Source organism: Gemmatimonadaceae bacterium (genome assembly GCA_019637445.1).
Taxonomy (GTDB): domain Bacteria; phylum Gemmatimonadota; class Gemmatimonadetes; order Gemmatimonadales; family Gemmatimonadaceae; genus Pseudogemmatithrix.
Genome location: JAHBVS010000001.1, coordinates 1,567,906 through 1,592,261, shown reverse-complemented (window position 1 = coordinate 1,592,261; position 24,356 = coordinate 1,567,906). Strand labels below are relative to the sequence as shown.

The window sequence follows — 24,356 nt, the reverse complement described above, 5'->3', positions numbered from 1 at the left end:
GGTGTCCGCGCGGCTGGCGATGGACCGAGAGCGTGGATTGATTACGCGCATTCCTATGGTTGATTCGAGTTCACGGGTGTCAGACATCGTCGGAGCGTTGGCGCCGGCGCTTGGCGCCGACCGCCTGCGCCGGGGCGTGCCGCTCGCTCCGTACACCACCTTCAAGATTGGTGGTCCGGCCGACGTCCTGTACGATGCCACATCGGCGGACGAACTCGCCAGCGCCGTGACGGCGGCGCGACACGCCGGCGTGCCGCACTTCGTCCTCGGACTCGGGGCCAACATCCTTGTGGGTGATGGGGGCGTACGTGGACTCGTCATTCGCAACCGTGCGGAGCGCATCGCGGTGCGGGCTGACGGACGCGTGACCGCGGAGAGCGGTGCCACGGTTGCCGCACTAATCCGAGAGGCGGTCGCTGCGGGATGGTCGGGGCTTGAGCACTACGTTGGCATCCCCTCGACGGTGGGCGGCGCCGTGTGGCAGAACCTTCACTTCCTCTCGCCGGCGCCGGAACGCGAGCGCACGATGTTCATCGCGGAGGTCGTGCGCGAAGTCGAGTTGCTGTTGCCCGACGAAAGCCGGCAACGCGTTGACGCGGCGTCGATGCAGTTCGGATACGACACCTCGCGCCTACACGGCAGCGGCGAGGTGGCGCTCACGGTCGAGTTCGCGCTGGAGCGCGGGGAGCAATCGACGCTGCAGCGCATTCTCCAGGAGAACCTGGCCTGGCGCGGCGCGCGGCACCCGTGGCTGGAGTACCACCCCAGCGCCGGTTCGATCTTCAAGAAGATCGAAGGTGTCGGTGCGGGGCGACTGGTTGACCAATGCGGACTCAAGGGACACCGCATCGGGAACGCGCAAATCTCGCACATGCACGCGAACATCATCGTGAATCTCGGTGATGCCACCGCGGCTGATGTGCGGGCCTTGATAGCCCACGCGCAGGCGGCCGTTGCCGATCGCTTCGGGCAGCAACTCGAACCGGAGATCGGATTCGTCGGCGACTTCAGCGCCGCCTGAGTTCGTCGGGGTCCGCTGGGGGGTCGTTGCAGGGCACAGTGAACAACTGGCGCCCGAGCGAGCGAAGCGCCAACGGCACGGGCCCCCCGCGCGGAATCTCCCCACGCTCGGCGCGCCTCGACAACCCGCGCGAACCCTCACGCCACCAGCTCGAATACGTGCGGTTGCGCTCCGCATCCCACACCAAGCCGCGCTGTCCGCTCCCGACTGTGCGCCGAATGAACTCCACGCGGTCCAGCGCACCCGATCCGCGATCCGCGACGGCATAGAGCACCACCACCGCGCCATCGGACAGCCTCAGCTGCAGCCGCAGTCGCTGGAGGCCGGCGTCGGGAGAATCCAGTTCTCGACACTCGGCGAATGGCAGTTCGGCCCGCGCCTCGGGCGCCAGCAGCGGCCGCACGTCGAGCCAAGGGGCGAGCGCGGGGGGGAGGGTGGCGAAGGCCGCCGAGTCCGACGCGGCCGAGTCCAGCGCGAGCTGCTCAAAGGGGGTGCGCGCTGCCTCCGCGTGGCGAGGCCCCTCACAGGCGAGGCCGATTGCCACCGCGAGCGCTAGAACCGTTGCCCGAACTCGAAGACCCATCGCCATCCTTCAGGATAGTCCAGCGGGCGGGCGACGCCCACCCCGAGCGACTGCCCGAAGATGCGCAGGGTCAGCGCGACGGAGGAGCGCACGTGGCCCGTGGACTCGGAGCCCAGTGCCTGCACCGTGGCCAGCGCATCGGCCGTCGACGCGCGTGTGTATCCCGCCTGCACACCGAGGGCCAGACCCGGTGCTGCGGGCGGAAGCCAGAGCCGCGGCGTGAGCCGAATCGGCGCGCCGAGGACGCCGAACCCGTAGAACGCCTGTCCCCGAAGCACAGCCGCCTGGTCGCCCGCAAACTCCTTGTAGCCGTAGCCGGGAAGATTCTGGTTGGCCCCAAGCTCGAACAGCTGCTGGGGAGGCGCGTCGGGGTTCGTGATTCCGACGTCGAGGCGCGACCCAAAGGCGAACTTGCCGGCATTCGTGCGCCAGGTGAATCGGCCTTCGGCGCGTTGGTAGGAAAGCGCACCGTCCGCACGTTCATAGCTGAAGCGCAGGCCGAGTCCCGTGCGGAGGAACTCCAGGGTCACGTCGGGACTCCATTCGAGGATCGCTGCGTTCCGGTAGTAGCGACCGGACTGTAACGCGCGGTTGGCGCGGAACGGGCCGCCCCATCCGATCGGGCTTTCGTCCCAATGCTGCGCCGGCGCGGCGTCCTGCACGAAGCCCGACTCGAGTCGCAGGTTTCCCGCGTTCGCCATCCCGAGCCGCCGCACGAGCTGCAGTTGCAGGGATCGACGGTCCACGTAGTCGTAGTCGTCACTGCCGAGCAGCGCGGCGATGGTGGATCCCGAGTCGTATGGGTTCCTGAAGTCGTTCGTGAGGTCCAGCGAGCGCACCGCGCGCAGCGCAGTAGTCGTTCGCCCGCGGCGGTACTCCATGACGGCGCGTCCGCGCGCCGTTCGCTCGTGCCACGCGTAGCCCGCGGCCGTCCGGAAGGTCCACCCCGGCGCCGCATCACGAAATCGATAGACGGTACCAACGCCCGTGAACACGCCTTGAATGCGGTCCGCGCGCATCACGTCCAGGAGTCGCTCGGTCTCAACCGAGAATCGCGGCGGCCCATCGGCACGCCAAGCGCGAGGTGCGATGTCGTTGAAGTCCTCGGCGCTGACATCGGCGGTGGCGGCGCCCAGTTCGCTCTGCCAATCGCGATAGGCGGACACGGTGTCGGCCGGCAGCACGCGCAGCCTGAAGGGCTTCACGGCCAACGTGTCCGATGCCGATCCCACCAGCACGCCTTCCGGCGGTGGCAGGAACTCGCGATCGCGATACCGCGTGATGATGCGGAAGATCGCGCGGCCTTCACCCACGAGGTTGGAGGTGGCGTGCGCTTCGAAACGCTGGTAGGCCGGTAGCCAGAAGCTGCCGTCGATCTCGGCGTTCACGGCCTCGACGTAGGCCACGCCCTGCAGTCGCGCCTCGCGTAGCAGGTCGAACTTCGGCTTTGGTCCACCGACCACGGCAAAGTGTCCACGCAGGCGCACTAGCTGACGCCGCGAGGCGTCGAGATCCAGCTCGCCCACGAAAACGACGGTGCGGTCGGGCACGTCGTCGCGCAGCGTCACCCCGACGCGAACGATGGGGATCTGGCGACCGTCCACGTGCATTGTCACGACCGTGTCGCCGCCAGAGTAGCGGTAGAAGCCATCGCGATCATCCGCCAGCGGATGCACCGCATACATCGGATCGCCACCGCGGCGATCGCGCCGCCTCCTGACCGCCTCGGACGTGTCCCGCCCGAAGAGCAGGGCGAGCCGGTTGCCGTAGAGCGAGGGGATCGCCCATCCGACGCGGAAGAACCCAAGCGTCGCGAAGCTCGCGCCGATCGATTGTGAGCGATATCCCGTCACGACCTGCGTGTAGGCGCCACTGCGATCCCAGGTCAGTTCGCTGGCTATTTGCTCCAGCTGGACGGCCATCTCCATGCCTTCCGAGCGGCGATTGCCGATGGACACCTCGGACTCGAGCTGGGCGCGGTATCCACCCAGCTGCTCCGGCACGCGGCGGTTGATTGCCGCGGCCTCCTCAATCAGCGCACGCAACGCCGCGGTCTCGTACTGCAGCGTATCGGCGCGCGGCGCGGCGATGCCCTGGGCGGACGCCGACGAACGGGCGAGACAGCTGGCGAGCAGGAGGGCGCGAAAGACCAAGGCGAATCGTCGAAAGGCGTGGAGAGTGTGTGTCGGGGCGTGTCGTACCCTAACGACCAAACAGGCATTCTGGATTCTGATGCGCCTTGCTCCGCAGCGGCGGTCGGTGGATCTTGCCGCGATGCTGTCCGAGCCGAACTCCGCAACAGCGGGCGAACCGCGCCAGCGTCCCATGCCGCTGCTGCTCGGCCCGATCGCGTTTCTTGTGCTCCGAACGCTCGCGCCGGCGGGCTTGGAGCCCGCAGCGGCCTCGGTACTCGCGGTCGGTGTGTGGATGGCCATCTGGTGGATCAGCGAGTGTCTCCCGCTTGCCGTGACGGCGCTGCTACCGCTCGTGCTCTTCCCGCTTCTCGGGGTGTCGAGCACGCGGGAGGCCGCAGCCGCCTTCGCGAATGAGGTGGTGTTTCTCTACCTCGGTGGATTTCTGCTTGCGGCCGCACTGCAGCACTGGCACGCGCACCAGCGCATTGCGCTCGCCGTCATCGGGAAGGTCGGCACGGACTCGCGCCGCCTGGTCTTCGGCGTGATGCTGGCCACGGCGCTGGTCTCGATGTGGATCTCCAACACGGCCACCGCCGCGATGATGTATCCCATCGCACTCGCCATCGGTTCGCTGTTCGGCTCGGGGCCGGCCGCGCGCAGCCAGCGCGTGGCGATGCTCCTCGGTGTGGCCTTCGCCGCCAGCATCGGTGGCATGGCGACGCTGATCGGGACACCGCCGAACCTGATTCTCGCCGGCGCCGCGCGGGAGATGCTCGGGGTCAACCTCGACTTCTTCTACTTCCTGAAGTTCGGGTTGCCGATTGCGCTGATCATGCTCCCGGCCTGCTGGGCCATCCTCGTGTTTGGGTTTCATCGTGAGCGCCTCACGCTCGACGCCGCTGGACTGCAGGCCCTCGCCGACCGCCGCGCGGCCCTCGGCAAGATCACGCAGGGCGAACGGCGTGTGCTCCTCGTCTTCTCGTTGGTTGCGCTCGGCTGGCTCTTTCGGGAGCCAAAGGTCATCGGCAACCTCACCGTCTTCGGCCTGACCAGCGTGGTACCGGCGCTGACCGACGCCAGCATCGCCGTGATGGGGGGCATCCTCTTGTTCCTGCTGCCGGCGGACTCCGCGCGTGGCCGACGTCCACTGATCACCTGGCGTGAGGCCCGCGAGATCCCCTGGGACGTGCTGCTGCTGTTCGGCGGTGGACTCTCCCTCGCGGCAGCGATGGAATCCAGCGGACTCGCGGCGCGGATCGGCGAGTGGATGGGTGGCCTGAATGGCCTGCCGCTGCCCGCCGTGCTCGTTGGCGTGGCGGTCGTGACGGTCATCATCTCTGAGCTGGCGAGCAATGCCGCCACGGCCTCGATGGGAATGCCCATCGCCGTCTCGCTTGCCGCGGCGCTGGACCAACCGCCAATGCTGATGATGCTCGTCATCGGACTCAGCGCCTCGGTGGGCTTCGCGCTGCCGATGGCCACCCCGCCGAATGCGATCGTCTTCGGCTCTGGCGAACTGACGGTCAAGGAGATGGCGCGCGCCGGCCTCGCGCTGGACGTGGTCGGTATTGCTGTCGTCATCACCGTGCTGCGGCTCTTCTTCTAGGCGGCCGGCGGCGGTCCGCTAGATTTCCGGCGTGAGCGCGCTGCGGACCTACTCGTTCATCGCCGACACCGACTCCTTGGAGGCGCTGCGGCGGCTTCGGCGCGGCTGGGCCGGCTGGGAGATGGCCGAAGGCGAGTTCCGCGTGCGCCTGCGCGAGGGCGGCACGGTGCGCGCGCACGTGGACCGCGCCGAGATCGAAGAGGGCTTTGAGGTCTCCTGCCTCGTGGCCGATTTCCTGCCGGAGCAAGCCACGCTCCCCGCCCGCGACTCCGCGTTCTCGTCACACGGCAACGAGGTGGCCGTGTTTCGCGGCGTCACCTGGCTGGAGCCGCGTCCGGATCTCGGCCCGACGCACACCATCCAGTACAGCACCATCCCGGGCATCGAGCTGCCGGACACCGCCGTGGCCAAGTGCGACTTTACCGACGCCGTCGCGATTGTCGCCGAGGGAGGATCGATCGCGGTTCGCCTCGCACTTCGGCCGGGCTGGCTCGAGGTCGTTGAGGACGCCGAGGAAGTGGCCAAGTTCCTCTCGCTACGCGGCTACACGTGAGCGCTCGCGCCGACGCGCGCCGACAGGCGCCGCTTGCGGACGGACTACAGCGCGCGGCGGACGGCATCGTGCGCTGCTGGTGGTGCGGCGACCTCGAGGACTACGTGCGCTACCACGACCAGGAATGGGGCGTGCCGGTGGTGGATGAGCACCGGCTCTTCGAGAAGCTGGCGCTGGAGGGATTCCAGGCCGGACTCAGTTGGCTGACCATCCTCCGCAAGCGGGACAACTTCCGCGCCGCCTTCGCCGGCTTCGATCCCGCGCGCGTGGCACGCTTCGGCGCGCGCGATGTCGCGCGACTCTTGGCCGACGCCGGCATCGTGCGCCACCGCGGCAAGATCGAAGCGACCATCCAGAACGCGCGCGCGTATCTCGAGCTCTGCGAGCGCGAAGGCTCGCTGCGCGATTTCGTCTGGGGGTTTGCGCCTCAATCGGCGCCCGCACCGCGCCGCAAGCAGGATATCGTGAGCACGAGTGCGGAGTCCGCCGCGCTGTCGAAGGCGCTGAAGGCGCGCGGATGGCGTTTTGTCGGGCCGACGACGGTCTACGCCTTCTTCCAGGCGATGGGCTTGGTCAACGACCATCTCGAGGGTTGCCACAGGCGGGGCATCGTGGCGGCAATGCCGCGCCCCCAAGGCTGAGGCGCCGCCGAGCGAGCGTTTGACGCGAGCGTTAGACGCGAGCGTTGGGCGCAAGCACTAGGCGCGGGCCGCGGCGCGACGATCCGCCAGCCAGCTGGCGAGCCCGCCGCCCAAGAGGATTCCAAAGATCAGGGCGAGGAGCCAGAAGTTGGTGTCGTCCCCCAGCCAGCCCTTGATCCACTTCATGCCGAGCATCTTCACGCCAACCAAGCCCAGCACCAGGGCCAACGAGATGTTCAGGTAGCGGAACTTCTGGATGAGTCCGGCCAATCCGAAGTAGAGGGACCGCAGGCAAAGAATGGCGAACACGTTCGAGGTGAACACCAGGAACGGATCCGCCGTGATCGCGAAGATCGCCGGAATCGAATCCACCGCGAAGATGAGGTCCGTTGTCTCGACCAGCACCAGCGTCACGGCAAGCGGCGTGAGGAACTTGCGCCCATTGAGCTCGACGAGGAACGCGTGCTCGTGAAAACGATCCGTCACCGGGAAGTGTCGGCGTAGGAACCGCACCACCGCGCTCTCGACTTCCGCCTCCTCCTCCTCTTCCTTGCGCCACAGCATCCGAACCGCCGTGACGACCAGGAAGGCGCCGAAGAAGTAGAGGATCCAGTGATAGCGAGCCACGAGCTGCGCCCCGACGCCGATCATCGCGCCGCGCATGCCGAGCGCGCCGAGGATCCCCCAGAACAGGACGCGGTGCTGATAGATGTCCGGCACACGCAGGTGCTGGAAGATCAACGCGATCACGAACACGTTGTCCATCGACAGCGACAGCTCGACGACGTAGCCCGTGAGGAACTTCACTGCGGCGAGGCGACCGTCGTTCACTTGCTGGTCCACGGCGTCCACGCCCGCACCCAGTCCGAGCCAATGCCCGTTGTATGCGCCGTAGATGAACGACGCAAAGCCGAGGGCCAGGATCACCGTGCCCAGCGTGAACAGCAGTGCTTCCTTCAGTGACGGGGCATGCGGCGTCTTGTTGAACACACCAAGGTCCAGCGCCAGTATGACGCCGACAAACGCCAGGAAGCCCATCCAGATCAGGATCATCCGCTTCGCGCCGCCTCGACCCAGCCGCGCCACTCATCCTCGCGCACGCCGACGGTCAGCTTGGCCCCCCACCTCGTGAGGGGCTGCGCGAGCAGCAGGGGCTCATCGACCAACGTCTGCAGCCATCGCTCATCCGAAAGCCGGGCAACCGACAAACCGAGGTCCTGGTAGCGCCGGGAGGCTTTGTCGATCAACGGCGTGAGGCCGAACTTCTGCACGAAGCGCTGCAGCTCGCCCTTGCTGGCGGCGCGCTCCTGGAGGTTCACGAAGTGCACCCGCACCCGCCGCTCGCTCCAGAATCGAAGCGCCCGCCGCGTGTCCTGGCTCTTTTGGGTCCCGAAGACCTGCACTTCCACCCGTGCACCCCCCGATATTGCTCGCGTGCGGATGCCGTGTGGCTCCGCACGCGCGCCGACGCGTGGAATCTACCGAGTCACGAGTGACGCACCAATCCGACTTCCGGCCCGCGTGGTGGCTGCCCGGCCCCCACCTGCCCACCATCTACGGCAAGCTGCTCCGGCGCGTCCCGCCGGCCGGCGAGCGCATCGAGCGCTGGGACACACCCGACGGCGATTCGGTCAGTGTCGCCCGCGTGGACGCAGCGCGCGCTGAAGCCCCGATACTGGCGATCCTGCACGGGCTCGAGGGCACGGTTCGGTCCACCTATGCGCAGGCCCTCATGCACGAGGCGAGGCAGCGAGGCTGGGGCGCAGCGATGCTCATCTTCCGCACCTGCGACGGCCGCGTGCCGGCGGCCCCCCGGATGTATCACTCGGGAGAGACCACCGATACCGACCTCTTTCTGCGACGGCTGGCGGCGGAGCAGCCCGGGCGGCCTATCGTCGTGGTGGGGGTGTCGCTCGGCGCGAACGTCTTGCTCAAGTGGCTGGGCGAGCAGGGGACTGGCGTCCCACCCGAGTTGCGGGCGGCGGCCGCGGTCTCGACGCCGTTTGATCTCGCGGAGGGTTCGGCGCACCTGAATCATGGATTCTCCCGGGTCTACGTGCGCCATTTCGTGCGCCAACTGCAGGCGAAGGCGCTCAAGGCCCTCCAGCGGCATCCGACCCTTCCTGTAGTGGGTCCGCGGATGCTGGCGGCACGAAGCTTCTGGGAATTCGACGATGCGTTTACGGCCCCGGTGCACGGGTTTGCCGGCGCGGACGATTACTACGCCAGGAGCAGTTCCTTGCCGTTCCTGGACCGGGTTCGCGTTCCCACGCTTCTCTTCTCGGCAGAGAACGACCCCTTTCTGCCACGGCAGGTGCTCGACCGGGTCCGCACGGTAGCGGCCGCGAACCCCGCCCTGCACCCGAGCTTCACCGGCGCAGGCGGACACGTGGGCTGGGTCGGCGGCAGCCCGTTCGGCCCTACCTATTTCATGGAATCCCACGTGACGTCATGGTTGTCCGCTTTCGCGTGACACGGATTTGGCCCAAACCGTCTTAGATTGTCTAGACGTTCGCTCCCCATCGCTTTTCAGCTGACTGCCCCGTGAGCCAGACCGCCGAGTACCACGACGACATCATCTATCCGAACACGATCGCCTTCGTGTTCGTCCACCTTGCCCCGTTGGCGGCATTCTGGAGCGGCGTCACGATGACGTCCGTGATCATGGCGATCACGCTTTATGTGGTGCGGATGTTCGGTGTCACGGCCGGCTACCACCGCTACTTCTCGCACCGCTCCTTCAAGACGTCGCGGCTCGGCCAGTTCCTGTTTGCCTTCCTCGCCCAGAGTTCGGCGCAGAAGTCCGTCCTCTGGTGGGCCGCATTGCATCGGCACCACCACCGCCACTCGGATCAGGAAGAGGATGTGCATTCGCCGCTGCACCGCGGCTTCTGGTACTCGCACCTCGGCTGGATCTTCGACGCCAAGCACGACAGCACGCGCGTCGAGGACGTGCCGGACCTCGTGAAGTATCCCGAGCTGCGCTTCCTCGACAAGCACCAGCTCCTGCCCGCCATCGTGCTGGCGATTGGCTGCTTTCTGATCGACGGCTGGCCGGGTCTGTTCATCGGGTTCTTCCTCAGCACCGTCGTGTTGTACCACGGCACCTTCTTCATCAACTCGCTGGCGCACGTGCACGGCTCGCAGCGCTACGTCACCGGCGACACCTCGCGCAACAACTGGTGGCTCGCGGTCATCACGCTGGGCGAGGGCTGGCACAACAACCATCACGCGTATCAGCGGTCGACCCGTCAGGGGTTCCGTTGGTACGAGATCGACCCGACCTACTACGTGCTGAAGGCGCTGTCGTGGTGCGGTGTCGTGTGGGATCTCGGCGAGCCACCGGCGGAGGTCGTGCGCAACGAGCGCCGCGTCGGCGCGGCCGTCCTGGAGCGTGTCTCCCGACAGCTCGCCGAGCAGTATGCGGCCAAGCGCGCCGAGGCCGCCTCTGCGGTCGCACACGCACGCGAGGCGTTTGACGCGCACCCGAAGGTGCGCGAGTTGCGGGCGCGTCTTGCCGCGAAGCAGGCGCGCGCCGAGGAAGCCTGGCACGAACTGCAGGAGCATCTGCCACAGCTCCCGCATTTGCCGAGCGCCGCGGAAATTCGAACACAGGTACTTCGCGTGTATGCCGACTCGCCGTCGACGGATGAGATTGTCGCCCGCGTTCGCCAGATGCTGGCCGAACGCATGAGCATCGAGCTCTTCCCAGAGCTGCAGGCCTCGCCCGCGTAGGCGCGAACACCAACGGGGCGCAGTGCGTTCTACGGGGGGCGGCCGCGGCCGTCCCCCGTCTTTCGTTCCCGACTCCCAGGAGCTGCTGCGATGCGCCGTGACACCGCCACCGTCCTGTTCCCGCTGTTGATCGCTACCACTGCTTGCGTCGTGCAGAGCGCGACCGCCGGCCAGCAAGGCAGCGGCGTCCCCGCTGGCGCCGCCACCGTGGCCGAGCGCCTGCAGAGCAGCCCGCGGCACGCGGAGTGGGCGATGGTTCCCACCTCCGCCGGAGCCGCAGATTCCATCGCCACGTGGGTGGTCTATCCCGAGCGTCGGGACAACGCACCGGTCGTCGTGGTGATTCACGAGATATTCGGCCTCTCGGGCTGGGTGCGTGGCGTCGCCGACCAGCTCGCCGCCGATGGCTACATCGCTGTCGCGCCGGACCTGCTGTCGGCGGAACGAGGCGGCGCCACCACGGACTCGCTGCCATGGGACCAGGCGCGCACGATGATCCGCAACGTCACGCCTGAAAAGATGAACGCGATGGTGGCGGCAGTGGCGGCCTACGGGATGAGTCTTCCCGCGGCGAAGAAGGCCTACGGCGTGGTCGGCTACTGCTGGGGCGGCAGCGCTTCGTTCAATCACGCGGTCTTCGATGCGCCGGGACTCAAGGCCGCCGTCGTGTATTACGGCTCCTCACCGGACGCTGCGGACCTTGCCAAGGTGCGCGTACCCGTGCTCGGGCTTTATGGCGAGAACGACCAGCGCGTGAATGCCACGATTGCGCGTGCTGATTCCACGCTGCGCGCGACGGGCGGCACATTCGCCCAGCACGTGTACGCCGGCGCCGGGCACGGCTTCCTTCGAGCGCAGGAGCAGGCGGCGAACGCGGATGCTGCGCGGAAGGCCTGGCCCGAGACGATCGGTTGGTTCCGGAAGTACCTGAACTAGCGCGGACGCGAACTAGCCGCGCGCACCCATCGCGTGGAGATGCAGCCACGCGGGCCAGTTGCCGGGCAGCTCGAAGAAGTCATCGAAGTACTCCAGGCCCTTGTCTTCCAGCGCGTTGACGAGGGCCTGAAGTGCGTCCGCGTCGTAGATCGGACCGATCGCCAGTAGCACACCCTCCACGCGAAACTCCTCGTCGGTGAGGTTCAACCATTGGTCGATCGCCGCGCGCGTGAGCTGGGCGCGTTCGAACGCCTCCTTGCGGATGAACAGCGTCGGGGCGTCGGCAACGAGGGCGAGCGGCATCCAGGGACTCCGGTGATTGGCGTCCCAGTAGATTAGGCGGATGCCTTCGCAGGCGCACGACACAGACGTCATCGTCATCGGCGGTGGCCACGCGGGATGCGAGGCGGCCACGGCCGCGGCGCGCCGCGGGGCACGCGTCGTGCTCCTGACCACGTCGCTCGAGACCATCGGTCAGCTGAGCTGCAATCCGGCCATGGGCGGCATTGCCAAGGGCACGGTCATCCGCGAGATCGATGCGCTCGGCGGCGTGATGGCGCAGGCCACCGACCTGGCCACCATTCAGTTCCGGATGCTGAACCGCGGAAAGGGGCCGGCCGTGTGGGCACCGCGATCGCAGGCCGACCGCGGCCTGTATCGCCGCGCAATGCGACGGTTGCTGGAGCAGGTGCCGCGGCTCCGCCTCGTGCAGGGGAGCGCGGCGCGACTGCTTCTTGGCGCAGGCGGCGAGATGGCGGGTGTCGAGACTACCGAGGGTACGCGCATCTCCGCGCGCGCGGTTGTGATCACCACCGGCACCTTTTTGCGCGGGCGCATCCATATCGGGACGACCCACGCCGTCAGCGGCGGCCGCGCGGGCGAGGCGGCAACCACGGTACTGGCGGAGCAGTTCGCGGAGCTGGGCGTCGAGACCGCACGCTTCAAGACGGGGACTCCCCCACGCATCGACGGTCGCAGCGTGGACTACGCGCAGCTCGAACGGCAGGACAGTGAAGTCGAGCTGTTCGACTTCTCCTGGTCGGCACGCTGGGACCGCCCGCGGCGCGACGGGTCGCACACACGCCATCCGGCGCAGCTTCCCTGTTGGATTACCTACGCGGAGGAGGCCGCCAAGGCCGTGGTGCGTGAGCGCCTCGAGGACTCCGCGATGTATGGCGGTGCCATCGGCACACGCGGGCCTCGCTACTGCCCCAGCATCGAAGACAAGATCGTGCGCTTCCCGGACGCCGAGCGGCACCAAGTGTTCCTGGAGCCCGAGGGACTCGACACCCCGGAGCTCTATGTGAACGGGCTCTCGACGTCGCTGCCGGTCGACGCCCAGTTGGCGATGCTGCGGCGAGTGCCTGGCCTCGAGGCGGTCGAGATGACCCGGGCGGGCTACGCCATTGAGTACGACTTCGTCCCACCCACGCAGTTGGATCGCCGCCTCGCGGTTCGCACGGTGCCGGGCCTGTTCCTCGCGGGCCAGATCAATGGAACCACCGGCTACGAGGAGGCGGGCGGGCAAGGGGTCGTCGCCGGACTGAACGCCGGCGCCTACGCGCTAGACGCGGACCCTGTGGTGTTCGGTCGCGAGACGTCCTACATCGGCGTGCTCGTGGATGATCTGGTGACGCGGGGAGTCGACGAGCCATATCGGCTGTTCACGTCGCGTTCCGAGTTCCGGCTCACGGTGCGGCAGGACAATGCCGTCCAGCGGCTCGCACCGACCGCCCTCGACCTGGACCTGTTCGATGGGCCCGAGCGTCGAGTCATCGAGCGACGCCTTGGAGACGAGGCACGGGCGCGCGCGCTCGCGGAGTCTACCAGCATCACCCCCGACCAGGCCGCCGACGCGCTGCTGGTCGCGGGGGAGCGGGCCCTCGCGCACGCTGTGCCGATCATCGAGGTGGCCCGACGGCAAAAAGTCTCGATGCGCGACTTATTCGCTGCTGCGGGCGTGGGCGGCAGCCTTAGCCCCGAAGCCGTGCTCAGCGCCGACCTCGAGATCAAGTACGCGGGCTACTTCCGGCGCGAGCGCGTGGCCGCCGAACGCCTGCAGCGGATGGGCGCGCACCGGCTTCCCGCGGACGCGCCGTACGAGCGGCTGCGCTCCGTCAGCGTCGAGGCGCGGCAGAAGCTCGCGCTGCGCCGGCCCGCAACGCTCGCCGAGGCGGCCAGCATCCCTGGCGTGAGCCCGGCCGACCTCCAGAATCTCGTGTTCGAGCTGGGCCAGTGGTCTCGAGACTAGTCGCGGCGCTCTTTGTCCTGCTCGGCGTGCTGCCGCTGGCCGAGTGGATTCCCGGCGGCGAGCGTGACCCGGAGTTCTTCGCCCGGTGGTTGGACTGGGGATCTGGCTTTGGCCTTTGTGCCGGCTTGGGCGCCCTCGGGTGGTATCTGTCCGCCCGTCGAGAGGCCGGGGCTCCGGTTGCAGAGGCCAGTCCGCCGGAGCTGTCCGGGGTCGCGCCGTCTGGAGACAACGCGCGCGACTGGCGGTTCGCGGCAATCCTGGCCGGGGCTGCACTGGTTCTCTACGCCGGTATCGCCCTGGTCGTGTTTGACGGACGACCGCTCTTGATCGACGAGATCGTGCACGTGCTGCAGGCCCGGGATTACGCGGCCGGACACCTGTTCCAGCCAGTCCGAGAACCGCGCGAGTTCTACTCGATTTTCCACTGGGTCGACGTCGGGGCCAAATCCTACGGGCAGTATCCACCTGGCGGGCCAGCGATGTTGGTGCCGGGTGTGTGGCTCGGCGCCGAGTGGATCGTCGGTCCCGTCGCCGGCGCCCTGTGTGTGCTGCTGTTCCACGCGCTGCTCCTGGCCGTCGAACCGGATGCATCGCAGAGATTTCGCCGCTGGAGTCTCGTGTTGTTCGCGACGGCACCGTTCGGGGCGTTCATGTTCGGCTCGCACATGAACCACGCCACCTCGCTGGTTTGGCTCCTGGCGGCCGCGGTGGCCTTGGCGCAGGCGACGCGCCCGGGCGCGAGCCCGTGGTGGGGCTTGGCGACGGGCTTGGCGCTGGGTGTCGCGGCCACGATCCGGCCGCTGGATGCGGGCGCGTTCGCGCTGCCTGCAGGCGCCTGGCTGGCGTGGCGCGCGCGGGCCGGCAGGCAGGAGTTTGCAGGCTGGCTCCTCTCGGGCGTTGGCGTCGCACTCCCGATGGCGCTGATGTTCTGGGTCAACGTGCAGACCACGGGCCACCCGCTGCAGTTTGGCTATGACCTCCTCTGGGGCACTGGCCACGCCATCGGGTTCCACGAGGCGCCTTGGGGCGACGCACACACTCCCGCGCGCGGCGTTGAGCTGCTCGCGCTCTACGTCACGCAGCTCGGCACCTACCTGTTTGAGTCGCCGTTTCCCTCGACCCTTTTCGCCGTCCTCGGCCTCTGGTTCGCGGCGCCGCCGCGCGCCGCGGATCGCTATCTCCTGTCCTCGGTTGGGCTGCTCGCGCTCGGGTACTGGGCGTACTGGCACGACGGATACTATCTCGGACCGCGGTTCCTCTTCGCGGCCTACCCGGCCTTGATCCTGTGGAGTTCGCGAGGGCTTCGTGAGCTGCTGCGCCGAACGGCACAGCGCCGGCACGCAAGGCGGGGCGTGGTCGTGTTCCTTGGCGCAACCCTGGCGTTGTCCGCGCTCTCGATCGTCGCCGTCCGTCTCCCGGCCTACTCGAACCATATGTACTCGATGCGGCTCGATCCCGACGAGGCCTCAGCGCGCGCAGGCGTGCGTGACGCGCTGGTGCTGGTGCAGGAGAGCTGGGGCGCGCGCATTGTGGTGCAGCTCTGGGCGGCGGGTGTCCCGCGGCCCTCAGTGGAGCGTCTGTACCGACGCGTCGATACCTGCCGGCTGTCGTTGGCCCTTGATTACGGTTTGTCGCAAGACTTGCAGGGCGCGGCGCTCGAGTCGCAGTTGCTGCCGCTGGTGGCCGACTCGGCCTTCGTCGAGCTAAGTGGTCGCTCGCCGGATCACACAGAGCGAGTGGATGCTCGCCTAAGGTATCCACCCTCCTGCGAGCGGGAGATCGCCGAGGACGTTGGCGGCTACACGCTGTACGCGCCGTGGCGCGTCTCGGGTGACGGCAACGTCTACCTTCGCTGGATGCCGGGGCGCGAGGCAGAGGCCTCGCGGGCGTTTCCTGGTCGTCCGGTGTATCGGGTGCGCCGGGCGGGCCCGGCGTTTGACGCGCCGCTGGTCTGGACGCGCATTAGTGTAGACTCGACATCCGGCGCGCCCTGATAGCGGGTGTCCCCGACGGCCGTCGTCGCCAGCGGTGGTCAGTATTTAGTTGCAAGTTGACACTTAATGGAGAATGGATGCGGAGAGCTTTTTTCCGTCTGTTGCTCGGACTCATCGCGGCGGCGCCGGTGGTATCGGCCCAGGCGGGAGGCGTGCAGCCGCCTCAGATTGTCGTGACGGCGACGGACGAGGTTGAGGTGGCGCCTGATCGGGCACGACTGCTCGTCAGCATCGAGACGCGTGGCCGGACGCCACAGCTTGCCACGGGAGACAACGCGAAGATCGCGACGGATGTACTCGCTGCGCTACGACGTGCCGGAATTGCTGCTGAGCAGATCCGAACACAGGGGTTGGTGGTGTCCCCTGAGTACCAGTATCCCAGGGAGGGGGGACGCCCTACCGTCACGGGCTATCAGGGCCGGAATTCGATTTCGGTCGAGGTCCGCGACCTCGCGCGCCTCAGCAGTGCGTTTGATGCGGCGATTGCCGCGGGCGCGACGCGTGTCGAGGGGCCAAGCTTCTTTCTCGCGAATCCGGATTCCGCGCGCCGCGTGGCACTCGCCGCGGCGGTCCGGCGCGCACGGGCGGACGCCGAGGTTATGGCTCTGGCGGCCGCGGTCCAGTTGGGAGGCACACTGGAGCTGACGACGTCCTCGTTCGAGGGTCAGCCGATGTTTCGGGCGGCGCCGATGGCGATGGTAGGAGCGGATCGAAGTGAGGCCACGCCTGTGAGCGCCGGCCTCATCACCGTGCGAGTGGATGTCACGATGCGATTGGCAATCGTCCCGCGACCGTAGGTGGCGCACGTTTCACGTGAAACGTGCAGGGCCAGCAACGCCTGCGGTTCCACGTGAAACAGTCGCGCTGGTATGAGAGGGGGTGAGTCGGTATATTCGCCGGCTCACCCCCGAATCTCATCCAGGCACGTGGCCAGAATCATCGCAATCGCCAACCAGAAGGGTGGCGTTGGAAAGACAACAACCGCCGTGAACCTGGCGGCATCGCTGGCCGCCGCAGAGCAGCGCACGCTGCTGGTGGACGGCGATCCGCAAGGAAACGCGTCGAGCGGCATCGGCATCGCACGCGAGGACATCAAGGAGACGGTCTATGACGCACTCCTCGGTGCTGGCAGCACGGGGGCGGCAATCCACCGCCACGTGCAGTTCAAGCACCTCGACGTGCTTCCTGCGACTCCAGATCTTGCCGGAGCCGAGATCGAGCTCGTGGACCAGGACGAGCGCGAGCTCGCAATGCGACGCGCTCTCGAGTCAGTCAAGGATCAGTACGACTTCATTCTGATTGACTGCCCTCCATCGCTCGGTCTCATCACGATCAACATGCTGGCCGCTGCGGATGCGCTGCTGATTCCCCTTCAGTGCGAATACTACGCGCTTGAGGGGCTGTCCCAGCTTCTCAATACCGTACATCTCGTACAACAGGGTGTGAATCCGTCACTCGGCATCGATGGCGTGCTACTCACGATGTTTGATGCACGCCTGAACCTCTCGCGCCAAGTCGCGGCAGACGCGAGAGAGTACTTCGGATCGAAGGTCTTCGAGTCTGTCATCCCAAGAAACGTCAGACTTGCTGAGGCGCCGTCGTTCGGGAAACCCATCATCTTGTACGACGTCGCGTCCGTTGGCGCGCAGGCGTATATGGGAGTCGCGAAGGAGCTTCTTGACAAGTTTCGCTAAGTTGTTGCACCGCAACAACTTATGAGATTGTGGTCGGTTGTGTAGCGGTAAGATGTTGCCCGTCAACGAGTTACAATAATTCCGTGGTAGAAGAATTTATGAACACAGAAAAGGGACGCAGGTTGGGCCGTGGTCTAGAGGCGCTAATTGCCAAGGCGCCCACCAGAAACGCGGCCGCCGACTCAACATCGCGCCCTGGCTCCTCAGCCGCTGCCGGCTTGGAGTCGGAATCGTCGTCCCCGTACCGAGCGCTACGTGTCGCGCAAATCAGGCCGAACCCACTGCAGCCTCGCAAGGAGTTTCGCGAAGAGGAGCTCGCAGACCTCGAGTCCTCTCTCCGCGTGTCCGGCCTGCTTCAGCCCATCACGGTGCGCCCGGCGCCAAAGGGTGACGGATACGAGCTCATAGCGGGTGAGCGGCGGTTTCGCGCCGCCCAGCGGCTCGGTTGGACCGAGATCCCTGCGGTCATCCGCGATGTCGACGACAAGTTGCTGTTGTCGCTGGCGATGGTCGAGAACCTACAGCGCGCCGATCTGAATCCCATCGAAGAAGCCGAGGGATACGAACTGCTGATCCGCGACTTCTCGCTCACGCAGCAAGAAGTCGCGGATGTCGTGGGCAAGGATCGCTCGACGGTCGCCAACACACTCCGGCTGCTGGCGCTTCCCGCCTCGGTACGGCGACTGGTGTGGGATGGGGCGCTGACAGTCGGGCACGCGCGCGCCCTGCTTGGCCTGGGTGACCCTTCGCGCATTGCTGATCTTGCGCGCGAGACAATTGCCGAAGGGCTGTCCGTGCGCGACGTCGAGCGGCGGGTGCGCGAGGATGGCAAGTCGAGAAAGCGCAGCGGCAGCCCGCCACCGGCCGATGCCCGCAGCGCTGAGCTGCGCCGTCTCGAGGAAAGGCTCCGCCAGCGACTCGGAACTGACGCGCGCATCGTGCAGGCAGGCAAGACAGACAAGGGTGAGTTGCGAATCCCCTTCTATAGCGTCGAGGATTTTGAACGCCTGCTCGAACTTGTCCTAGGCCCGGAGTCCGAGGCGTGAGAAACGCCAACCCAACGCCGCGCGAGGTGCGCGCCACCGGCGCGCGCCACGCCCACGGTCGCATCTTCGATGCGGACGGCGGCGCGATGTACGTACACGTGCATCGCGAGGTCGGGCTGGCGCACCGGCACTATGTACTGAGGCCTTGGCAAGTGCGCACACTGGGTGTCGCAATGTCGCGACCGGCGTTGCTGCTGTACTTGGTGGCGCTACTGACCTGGGGATGGATGGCGTCCCAGGCCGCCCGCGTTCCGTTGCTCCAGCAGCGCGTGACGACGCTCGAGGCCGACGCCTTGCGACTCGACTCACTCTCGGCAACACTGACACAGTTGCAGGCGCGATACGAACAGGTGCAGCGCATGCTTGGGGCAGCCACGTCACAGCAGGCCGCCGCAGGTCGCGATTCGTCTGGCACGACGGCACGGCCGCCCGCTGGCATCGGTGGCCGCTGACGCGACTCCCATCGTTTCTCCAACCACCCGACCCGCCATGTTCAACAAGGAATCCTCGGACGCGCGACGCAGCGGCAAGACCGCCGCCGGCGAGACCACGCTGACCATCGTCGCCGCCGGTACGGTCATCGCCGGTGACATCAGCTGCCCCGGTGCGCTCAAGGTCGAAGGTCAGATCGACGGGGCGGTACTGAAGGCCCGCCAGGTGATGCTGGCGCGCGAAGGCTCCATTCGCGGCGACGTCACGGCCGACGAAGTCGTCGTTGGCGGCGTGATCGATGGAAACGTCTCTGCCACAGATCGCCTCGAGTTACAGACCACCGCGGTGATCAATGGAGACATCGCCACCAAGTCGATCGTGGTGATGGAAGGCGCCCGCATCAACGGCGGCGTGCGAATGACCGAGCTGGCCTTGGTCGGGCGCGCCGGCGACGGTCGCGAGGGCCCGGACCACCGCGAAAGCCGGTCGGCGCGATAACGCGCCACAATCGCTCCAGTACCTCGCCAGTTGAAGAGACGGAATCGCCAAATTTCCACAGAAATTGTGGGGATTACTCATCTGTTTACAAACTGAGTGTAAGAGTATAGAAAACAGTGATTTACAAGTGAGTCTCACTCGCAGCTTCGCCCGAGCCGTCATATTTTTCCACAGCACGCTGTGGGCCCTCTCAGCATGCGGCTCCAAGGACGCGAAAGTCCAAGACCCACAAGACTTTCGGGTCGCACTGCTAACCCCCGGGCCCATCTCGGATCAGTCCTGGAACGCGGCCGCCTATGAAGGTCTGACCGCGATTCGCGACTCGCTCTCGGCAGACATCGCACACGTGCAGACCCGCACTCCTGCAGAGTTCGAAGAGAACTTCCGGCAGTACGCAGCCAGCGGCTTTCACTTGGTCTTTGGACACGGCTTTGAATTTCAGGATGCCGCGCAAAGGGTCGGCCCCGAGTATCCAACGACAACGTTCGTGACAACGGGGGGCTCTGGGACCGGGCCCAACATCGCGGCGATATCATTCGCCTTCGACGAGCCGTCCTATCTAGCGGGAGTCGCCGCGGCGGCGGCCTCACGCACGGGCGTGATTGCGAGCATCGGTGGCACCGAGTTGCCGCCGGTAAGAGAGAGTTTCGACGCGTTTGCGGCCGGTGCACGGGCCCAGAATCCCGACGTCGTCGTGTTGACCGCCTACCTCGGCAATTGGGAGGACGCAGGCGCCGGCAAGGAACAGGCGCTGGCCATGCTGGCGCGACGGGCCGACGTCATCTTCCAAAACGCCGACGCCGCCGGACTCGGGGTCTTTCAGGCGGTTCGGGAGAATGGGCGCGCCTGGATTATCGGTTCGAACGCCAATCAGAACGACATCGCCCCCAGCGTCACGCTCGGATCGGTCGTGATCGACATCCCGCGGGCGTTCCTCCTGGTGGGCCGCGACGTAAAGTCCGGCACCTTCGAGCCGCGCGTCATCCGCTTCCGGACCGCATCCGGCGTGGTGCAGTGGGTGCCGAACTCCGCGATTGATGCCGTGCCCGAGGGTGCGCGCCGCGCCATCGACAGCCTTCGCAGTGCGTTCGCTGCAGGGCAGGGGCCGTCGCTTGCGTCCGCCCCGTGAAGCACCGTCCAATGCCGACCATGCCGACCATTTCCGACATCGCCGCGTTCCTGGACGCCGAGCTGTGCGTTGCGTCCACACCGGACTACCCACCCGCCCTGAACGGCGTGCAGGTCGGACACTGCGGGCCCGTGCGCAAGGTCGCGGCAGCCGTGGACGCATCCCTGCGCAGCATCACAATGGCCGCAGAGGCTGGCGCGAACCTCCTGCTCGTGCATCACGGGCTGTTCTGGAATGGACTGCGCCCGGTCACGGGGCCTGCGGAGCAACGGATGCGCGCCCTGTTTGAGCACGACATCGCCGTGTACTCGGCGCATCTGCCGCTCGACGCGCACGAGACTCTTGGTAACTCCGCGCTGCTGGCGCGGGAGCTCGGGCTGGTGCGCAGCGCGCCCTTCGCACGCTACCAGCACATCCACTGCGGCGTGCGTGGCGAGAGCGACGAGGACACCACTGGCCTGGTCGCTCGGGTGACCGAGTGGGCCCGCCCCCACGGCCACCACTGCGTCGCCTCGGCGATCCCTGCCGGCCACCGCACGCGTCGCTGGGCGATTTGCTCTGGCTCGGGCGCGCAGGTTGAGACGCTTCGCGAGGCGTATGAGACGGGCGTCGACACGCTGATCGTCGGCGAGGGTCCGCACTGGAGCGCGGTCGACGCGCCCGAACGCGGCCTGGTGATCATCTACGCCGGCCACTACGCGACAGAGACGCTCGGTGTGCGCGCCGTGGCGGCTCTGCTTGAAGAGCGATTCGGCTTGCCATGGACCTTCCTCCACGCACCGACGGGACTGTGAGCGACGCGACCGCGCTCTCGCTGCGCGCGGTCGAGAAGCGCTTCGGCGCGACCATCGCCCTCGACGGCGCAACCATCGTTGTGCGGCCAGGCAGCATCCACGCCCTGCTCGGGGAGAATGGCGCGGGGAAATCCACGCTGATGCGCATCGCCTATGGCCTTGAGCAGGCCGACGCCGGCGTCGTCGAGTTGGATGGTCGGACGCAGCGATTTGCCTCGCCGCGAGAGGCCCGCGCCGCGGGGCTGGGGATGGTCCAACAGCATTTCAGCCTCGTCCCCGCCTTCACGGTGGCGGAGAATGTCGCGCTCGGCGGATACGGCCGTTTCAGCGGGACCGAAGCCCGCGCGCGCGCGCTCCGCATTGCCGAGGAGACGGGACTCGACGTGAACCCCGATGCTCTCGTGCGCGAGCTTCCCGTCTCCGCGCAGCAGCGGGCCGAGCTTGTGCGCGCCTTGGCTGAAGAGCCAAGCGTGTTGGTGCTTGACGAACCCACGGCCGTGCTTACGCCGACCGAGAGCGAGGAGCTGTACAGCTGGATGCGTCGGTTCGCAGCTCGCGGGGGCAGCGTCGTCTTGATCACACACCGGTTGCGCGAGGCGCTCGGGGTCGCGGACGACGTCACCGTGCTACGGCGTGGCCGAAGCGTACTTCGCGGCAGCTGTGCCCAGCTCAGTGAAGCGGAGTTGGTGGAGGCGGTCGTTGGCGATTACCGTCGCGAGGCGGGTGCGGTGACATCCGTTGCACCCGGAAACGCAGACGTGGTATTTGCGCTGGAGGACGCTTCGTTCCGAGATGCGCGCGGAGTCCAGAGGCTAGCTCCGACCAACTTGGTAGTTCGCGCCGGAGAAATCCTTGGCGTACTGGGTGTGGATGGATCCGGGCAGGCCGAGATGCTTCGGCTACTGGCAGGCAGGCTCGCCGCGTCCTCCGGCCGCGTGCGTCGCCCGGCACGCGTCGGATTCATTCCCGGAGACAGACTCCGCGACGGCGTCATTCCGACGATGAGTGTGGCCGAGAACCACGCGCTCGCGGGAGCCGCTGAACGACGCGGTCGAATCGATTGGTCCGCAGTGCGGCGCGAGACGCAGGCGCTGCTCGACGACTTCGATGTCCGCGCTGAAGGGCCGACTGCCCGCCTCGCCACGCTGTCGGGAGGCAACCAGCAGAGGTTCGTCGTCGGGCGCGAGCGTCGTTTTGCGCCGCAGGCGCTCGTCGCCGAACAGCCGACGCGCGGGCTGGATGTCCGGGCAACGGCGCGCGTGCACGCCGAGATACGCAGCGCGGCGGCCGAAGGAAGTGCCGTGGTCCTGCACTCGGCTGACCTTGAGGAAGTGCTCGCGCTGTCCACGCGCGTCGTCGCATGCTTTGGTGGAACGGTGCGAGAGGTCGCAGCCCCCGCGGATCCGACGGACCGGCGTCCGTACGCACGCGCGCTATTGGGGGCGAGCTAGGCGTGGACGCCCTGCTGGCCTTCTGGGACGGTGCCTTTGGATCCAGCTTTGCGCTCTGGTCGGCGACCTTCGTGCGCGCCACGCCGCTGCTCTTCGTGGGACTTGCGGTGGCGTTGGCATTCCGCGCCGGCGTGTTGAACATCGGAGCTGAGGGCCAGCTGCTGATCGGTGCGCTGGCGGCGAGTGTCGTCGCACTCTCACTCGGTACGGCGGGCAGGTTGGTGGTGCTGCCTTCATTGCTGGCGGCGGGCGCGCTGGGCGGGGCGTTCTGGGCTGCAATCGCCGCGCTTTTGCGGCGTCGGTTCGGGGTGCTCGAGGTCATCAGCACCATCATGCTCAACTTCGTCGCTGCCGCGGTGCTGTCGTGGGCGGTTCGCGGACCCTTGCAGGAGCCAACGCGTGTGTATCCGCAGTCGCTCACGTTTGCCGAGGCTGCGCGCCTTCCCTTCCTGATTCCCGGGCAGCGCCTCCATTTCGGATTTGTCCTCGCCCTCCTCGCCGCCGCTGCTCTCTGGTTCGTCCTGGCACGCACGGCGGTCGGATTCCGTCTGCGCGCGGTCGGGGCAAGTCCCAGCGCCGCGGCCAGCGCCGGTGGAGTGGACGCCGAGCGCCTCGCGGCGCGGGCCTTCGTGGTCAGTGGCGCACTCGCGGGACTCGCCGGCGCATCGCAGGTCGCAGGAGTGACCTGGGCTCTCTACGAAGGGATTTCACCCGGGCACGGCTACACGGCCATCGCGGTCGCGTTGTTGGCGCGTCTTGACCCCCGCTGGGTGGTTGCAAGCGCGCTCTTCTTCGGTGCACTCGAGGCGGGCGGCGCCGCGATGCAGCGCGAAGCGGGCATTCCGTTGGTCGCCGTCCAGGTGGTGACTGCGGTCGTCCTGCTCGCGGTGTTGGCGGCGGATCGTTGGCGGCGCGGCAAGTTCATGCCAGGCTTGGAAGGGGACGGCGCGTAATGGAGTCGGTCCTCGCGCCCTTCCTCGAAGCCGCGGTGCGTACCGCGACGCCGCTTGCGTTTGCGGCGCTTGGCGAGCTCTTGGCGGAACGCAGTGGCGTCATCAACCTCGGGCTCGAAGGCACGATCATCGCGGGCTGCCTCGGTGCAGCGGTCGCAGCATCGTCTGGTGGAGTTGCGCTTGGATTTGTTGGCGCGGCCGCGGCGGGCCTCGCGATGGCACTGCTGTTCGCGCTGTTCGTCGTGCACTGGCGCACCGACCAGATCATCACCGGAACAGCGTTCACTTTGCTGGGGCTTGGTGTCACCGGCACGGTGCATCGGATGTGGCCCAGCATTGCCGGCGAAGGGCTCTCGCTGCCGACGCTGGCACCACAGCCACTGGGTCCGCTGGCGCAGCTGCCGCTCGTTGGCCCGGCGTTGTTCCGGCAACCACTGCCGACGTACGCCCTCTATCTGCTCATTCCCACCATTGCGTTCTGGATGGCACGCAGTCACGCCGGGCTGGCGCTGCGCGCCGTCGGGGAAGCGCCAGAGGCGGCGCGGTCAGCCGGCGTGTCCGTGCGGAAAGTCCGATGGGCAGCGCTCGCCGCGAGCGGCGTGCTCGGAGGACTCTGCGGCGCCACGCTCGTGCTCGCGCAGGTCGGGGCCTTCACGGAAGGCATGAGTGCCGGCCGCGGATTCATCGCGATTGCCATCGTCGTGCTTGGACGCTGGACGGTGTGGGGCACCGCCGCCGCTGCGGCTGTCTTCGGTGCGGCGTTCGCCCTCCAGTATCTCGCGCAGTCCTTGGGCCTTGGGCTGCCGTACCAGATCTTCCTGGCGCTGCCGTACGTGCTGACCCTTGTGCTGTTGGCCGCGATGCGCGGCCGCAGCCGCGCACCGGAGCATCTCGCGCGCTAGTT

The 24,356-nt window shown here is 67.3% G+C and carries 24 protein-coding genes; 19 read left to right on the top strand and 5 right to left on the bottom strand.

Annotated elements, in window-relative coordinates; all coding sequences use genetic code 11:
• Positions 1–55: 55 nt before the first annotated feature.
• On the top strand, positions 56–1,021 hold the full coding sequence (murB, locus tag KF709_07210) for a UDP-N-acetylmuramate dehydrogenase (protein MBX3174184.1): 966 nt from the start codon (positions 56–58) through the stop codon (positions 1,019–1,021).
• Here the strand turns inward: murB and KF709_07205 are convergent.
• Positions 1,008–1,565: a hypothetical protein gene (locus KF709_07205; protein MBX3174183.1), complete on the bottom strand. Its 558-nt coding sequence runs from the start codon at positions 1,563–1,565 to the stop codon at positions 1,008–1,010. The genes murB and KF709_07205 overlap by 14 nt on opposite strands.
• An 8-nt stretch (positions 1,566–1,573) precedes the next feature.
• Positions 1,574–3,757: a hypothetical protein gene (locus KF709_07200; GenBank protein ID MBX3174182.1), complete on the bottom strand. Its 2,184-nt coding sequence runs from the start codon at positions 3,755–3,757 to the stop codon at positions 1,574–1,576.
• Between the two features lie 79 nt (positions 3,758–3,836).
• Here KF709_07200 and KF709_07195 point away from each other — a divergent pair, with 79 nt between their 5' ends.
• Genes KF709_07195 through KF709_07185 form a run of 3 tightly spaced genes read left to right on the top strand, consistent with a single transcriptional unit; the run spans position 3,837 to position 6,539 of the window.
• Positions 3,837–5,345, top strand: a complete 1,509-nt coding sequence (locus KF709_07195) for an SLC13/DASS family transporter (protein ID MBX3174181.1) — start codon at positions 3,837–3,839, stop codon at positions 5,343–5,345.
• A gap of 31 nt (positions 5,346–5,376) precedes the next feature.
• Complete coding sequence (locus KF709_07190) at positions 5,377–5,898, top strand: hypothetical protein (GenBank protein ID MBX3174180.1); 522 nt, start codon at positions 5,377–5,379, stop codon at positions 5,896–5,898.
• Positions 5,895–6,539 carry a DNA-3-methyladenine glycosylase I gene (locus KF709_07185; protein MBX3174179.1) on the top strand — a complete coding sequence of 215 codons (645 nt, stop codon included), beginning with the start codon at positions 5,895–5,897 and terminating at the stop codon, positions 6,537–6,539. Before KF709_07190 ends, KF709_07185 begins: the two co-directional genes overlap by 4 nt.
• A 57-nt stretch (positions 6,540–6,596) precedes the next feature.
• Here the strand turns inward: KF709_07185 and KF709_07180 are convergent, their stop codons facing one another.
• Together KF709_07180 and KF709_07175 are read right to left on the bottom strand one after the other, a co-directional pair.
• Positions 6,597–7,592, bottom strand: coding sequence for a TerC/Alx family metal homeostasis membrane protein (locus KF709_07180; GenBank protein ID MBX3174178.1), 996 nt, complete (start codon positions 7,590–7,592; stop codon positions 6,597–6,599).
• Positions 7,589–7,948 carry a hypothetical protein gene (locus tag KF709_07175; GenBank protein MBX3174177.1) on the bottom strand — a complete coding sequence of 120 codons (360 nt, stop codon included), beginning with the start codon at positions 7,946–7,948 and terminating at the stop codon, positions 7,589–7,591. The genes KF709_07180 and KF709_07175 overlap by 4 nt, the downstream gene beginning before the upstream one ends.
• 83 nt (positions 7,949–8,031) lie before the next feature.
• Here KF709_07175 and KF709_07170 point away from each other — a divergent pair, with 83 nt between their 5' ends.
• The 3 genes from KF709_07170 (at position 8,032) to KF709_07160 (ending at position 11,210) form a co-directional block, all read left to right on the top strand.
• On the top strand, positions 8,032–9,012 hold the full coding sequence (locus KF709_07170) for an alpha/beta fold hydrolase (protein ID MBX3174176.1): 981 nt from the start codon (positions 8,032–8,034) through the stop codon (positions 9,010–9,012).
• A gap of 71 nt (positions 9,013–9,083) precedes the next feature.
• Positions 9,084–10,274, top strand: coding sequence for an acyl-CoA desaturase (locus KF709_07165; protein MBX3174175.1), 1,191 nt, complete (start codon positions 9,084–9,086; stop codon positions 10,272–10,274).
• Positions 10,275–10,364: 90 nt separating this feature from the next.
• A complete protein-coding gene (locus KF709_07160) occupies positions 10,365–11,210 on the top strand; it encodes a dienelactone hydrolase family protein (GenBank protein ID MBX3174174.1) in 846 nt (281 codons plus the stop codon).
• Positions 11,211–11,222: 12 nt separating this feature from the next.
• Here KF709_07160 and KF709_07155 read toward each other — a convergent pair whose 3' ends face one another.
• The gene (locus KF709_07155; protein MBX3174173.1) at positions 11,223–11,513 is read right to left on the bottom strand and encodes a hypothetical protein; all 291 of its coding nucleotides are present in this window, start codon (positions 11,511–11,513) and stop codon (positions 11,223–11,225) included.
• A gap of 40 nt (positions 11,514–11,553) precedes the next feature.
• Between KF709_07155 and mnmG the strand changes: the two genes are divergently transcribed.
• From mnmG to KF709_07095, 12 genes are all read left to right on the top strand, one after another.
• On the top strand, positions 11,554–13,461 hold the full coding sequence (gene mnmG / locus KF709_07150; GenBank protein ID MBX3174172.1) for a tRNA uridine-5-carboxymethylaminomethyl(34) synthesis enzyme MnmG: 1,908 nt from the start codon (positions 11,554–11,556) through the stop codon (positions 13,459–13,461).
• Entirely contained in the window at positions 13,446–15,455 is a 2,010-nt protein-coding gene (locus tag KF709_07145) for a hypothetical protein (protein ID MBX3174171.1), read from the top strand. Before mnmG ends, KF709_07145 begins: the two co-directional genes overlap by 16 nt.
• A gap of 77 nt (positions 15,456–15,532) precedes the next feature.
• Positions 15,533–16,252 (top strand): SIMPL domain-containing protein, encoded by a 720-nt coding sequence (locus KF709_07140; GenBank protein MBX3174170.1) that lies wholly within the window; start codon positions 15,533–15,535, stop codon positions 16,250–16,252.
• A 129-nt stretch (positions 16,253–16,381) separates the two neighbouring features.
• Complete coding sequence (locus KF709_07135; GenBank protein MBX3174169.1) at positions 16,382–17,149, top strand: ParA family protein; 768 nt, start codon at positions 16,382–16,384, stop codon at positions 17,147–17,149.
• Positions 17,150–17,178: 29 nt separating this feature from the next.
• On the top strand, positions 17,179–18,195 hold the full coding sequence (locus KF709_07130; protein ID MBX3174168.1) for a ParB/RepB/Spo0J family partition protein: 1,017 nt from the start codon (positions 17,179–17,181) through the stop codon (positions 18,193–18,195).
• A complete protein-coding gene (locus tag KF709_07125) occupies positions 18,192–18,647 on the top strand; it encodes a hypothetical protein (protein ID MBX3174167.1) in 456 nt (151 codons plus the stop codon). The genes KF709_07130 and KF709_07125 overlap by 4 nt, the downstream gene beginning before the upstream one ends.
• A gap of 37 nt (positions 18,648–18,684) precedes the next feature.
• Positions 18,685–19,125: a polymer-forming cytoskeletal protein gene (locus tag KF709_07120; protein ID MBX3174166.1), complete on the top strand. Its 441-nt coding sequence runs from the start codon at positions 18,685–18,687 to the stop codon at positions 19,123–19,125.
• A gap of 106 nt (positions 19,126–19,231) precedes the next feature.
• Positions 19,232–20,254, top strand: coding sequence for a BMP family protein (locus tag KF709_07115; protein ID MBX3174165.1), 1,023 nt, complete (start codon positions 19,232–19,234; stop codon positions 20,252–20,254).
• 20 nt (positions 20,255–20,274) lie between these two features.
• Positions 20,275–21,048, top strand: coding sequence for a Nif3-like dinuclear metal center hexameric protein (locus KF709_07110; GenBank protein MBX3174164.1), 774 nt, complete (start codon positions 20,275–20,277; stop codon positions 21,046–21,048).
• A complete protein-coding gene (locus KF709_07105) occupies positions 21,045–22,499 on the top strand; it encodes an ATP-binding cassette domain-containing protein (protein MBX3174163.1) in 1,455 nt (484 codons plus the stop codon). The genes KF709_07110 and KF709_07105 overlap by 4 nt, the downstream gene beginning before the upstream one ends.
• Before the next feature lie 2 nt (positions 22,500–22,501).
• Entirely contained in the window at positions 22,502–23,452 is a 951-nt protein-coding gene (locus KF709_07100; GenBank protein MBX3174162.1) for an ABC transporter permease, read from the top strand.
• The gene (locus KF709_07095) at positions 23,452–24,354 is read left to right on the top strand and encodes an ABC transporter permease (protein MBX3174161.1); all 903 of its coding nucleotides are present in this window, start codon (positions 23,452–23,454) and stop codon (positions 24,352–24,354) included. The genes KF709_07100 and KF709_07095 overlap by 1 nt, the downstream gene beginning before the upstream one ends.
• The last annotated feature ends 2 nt before the right edge of the window (positions 24,355–24,356 follow it).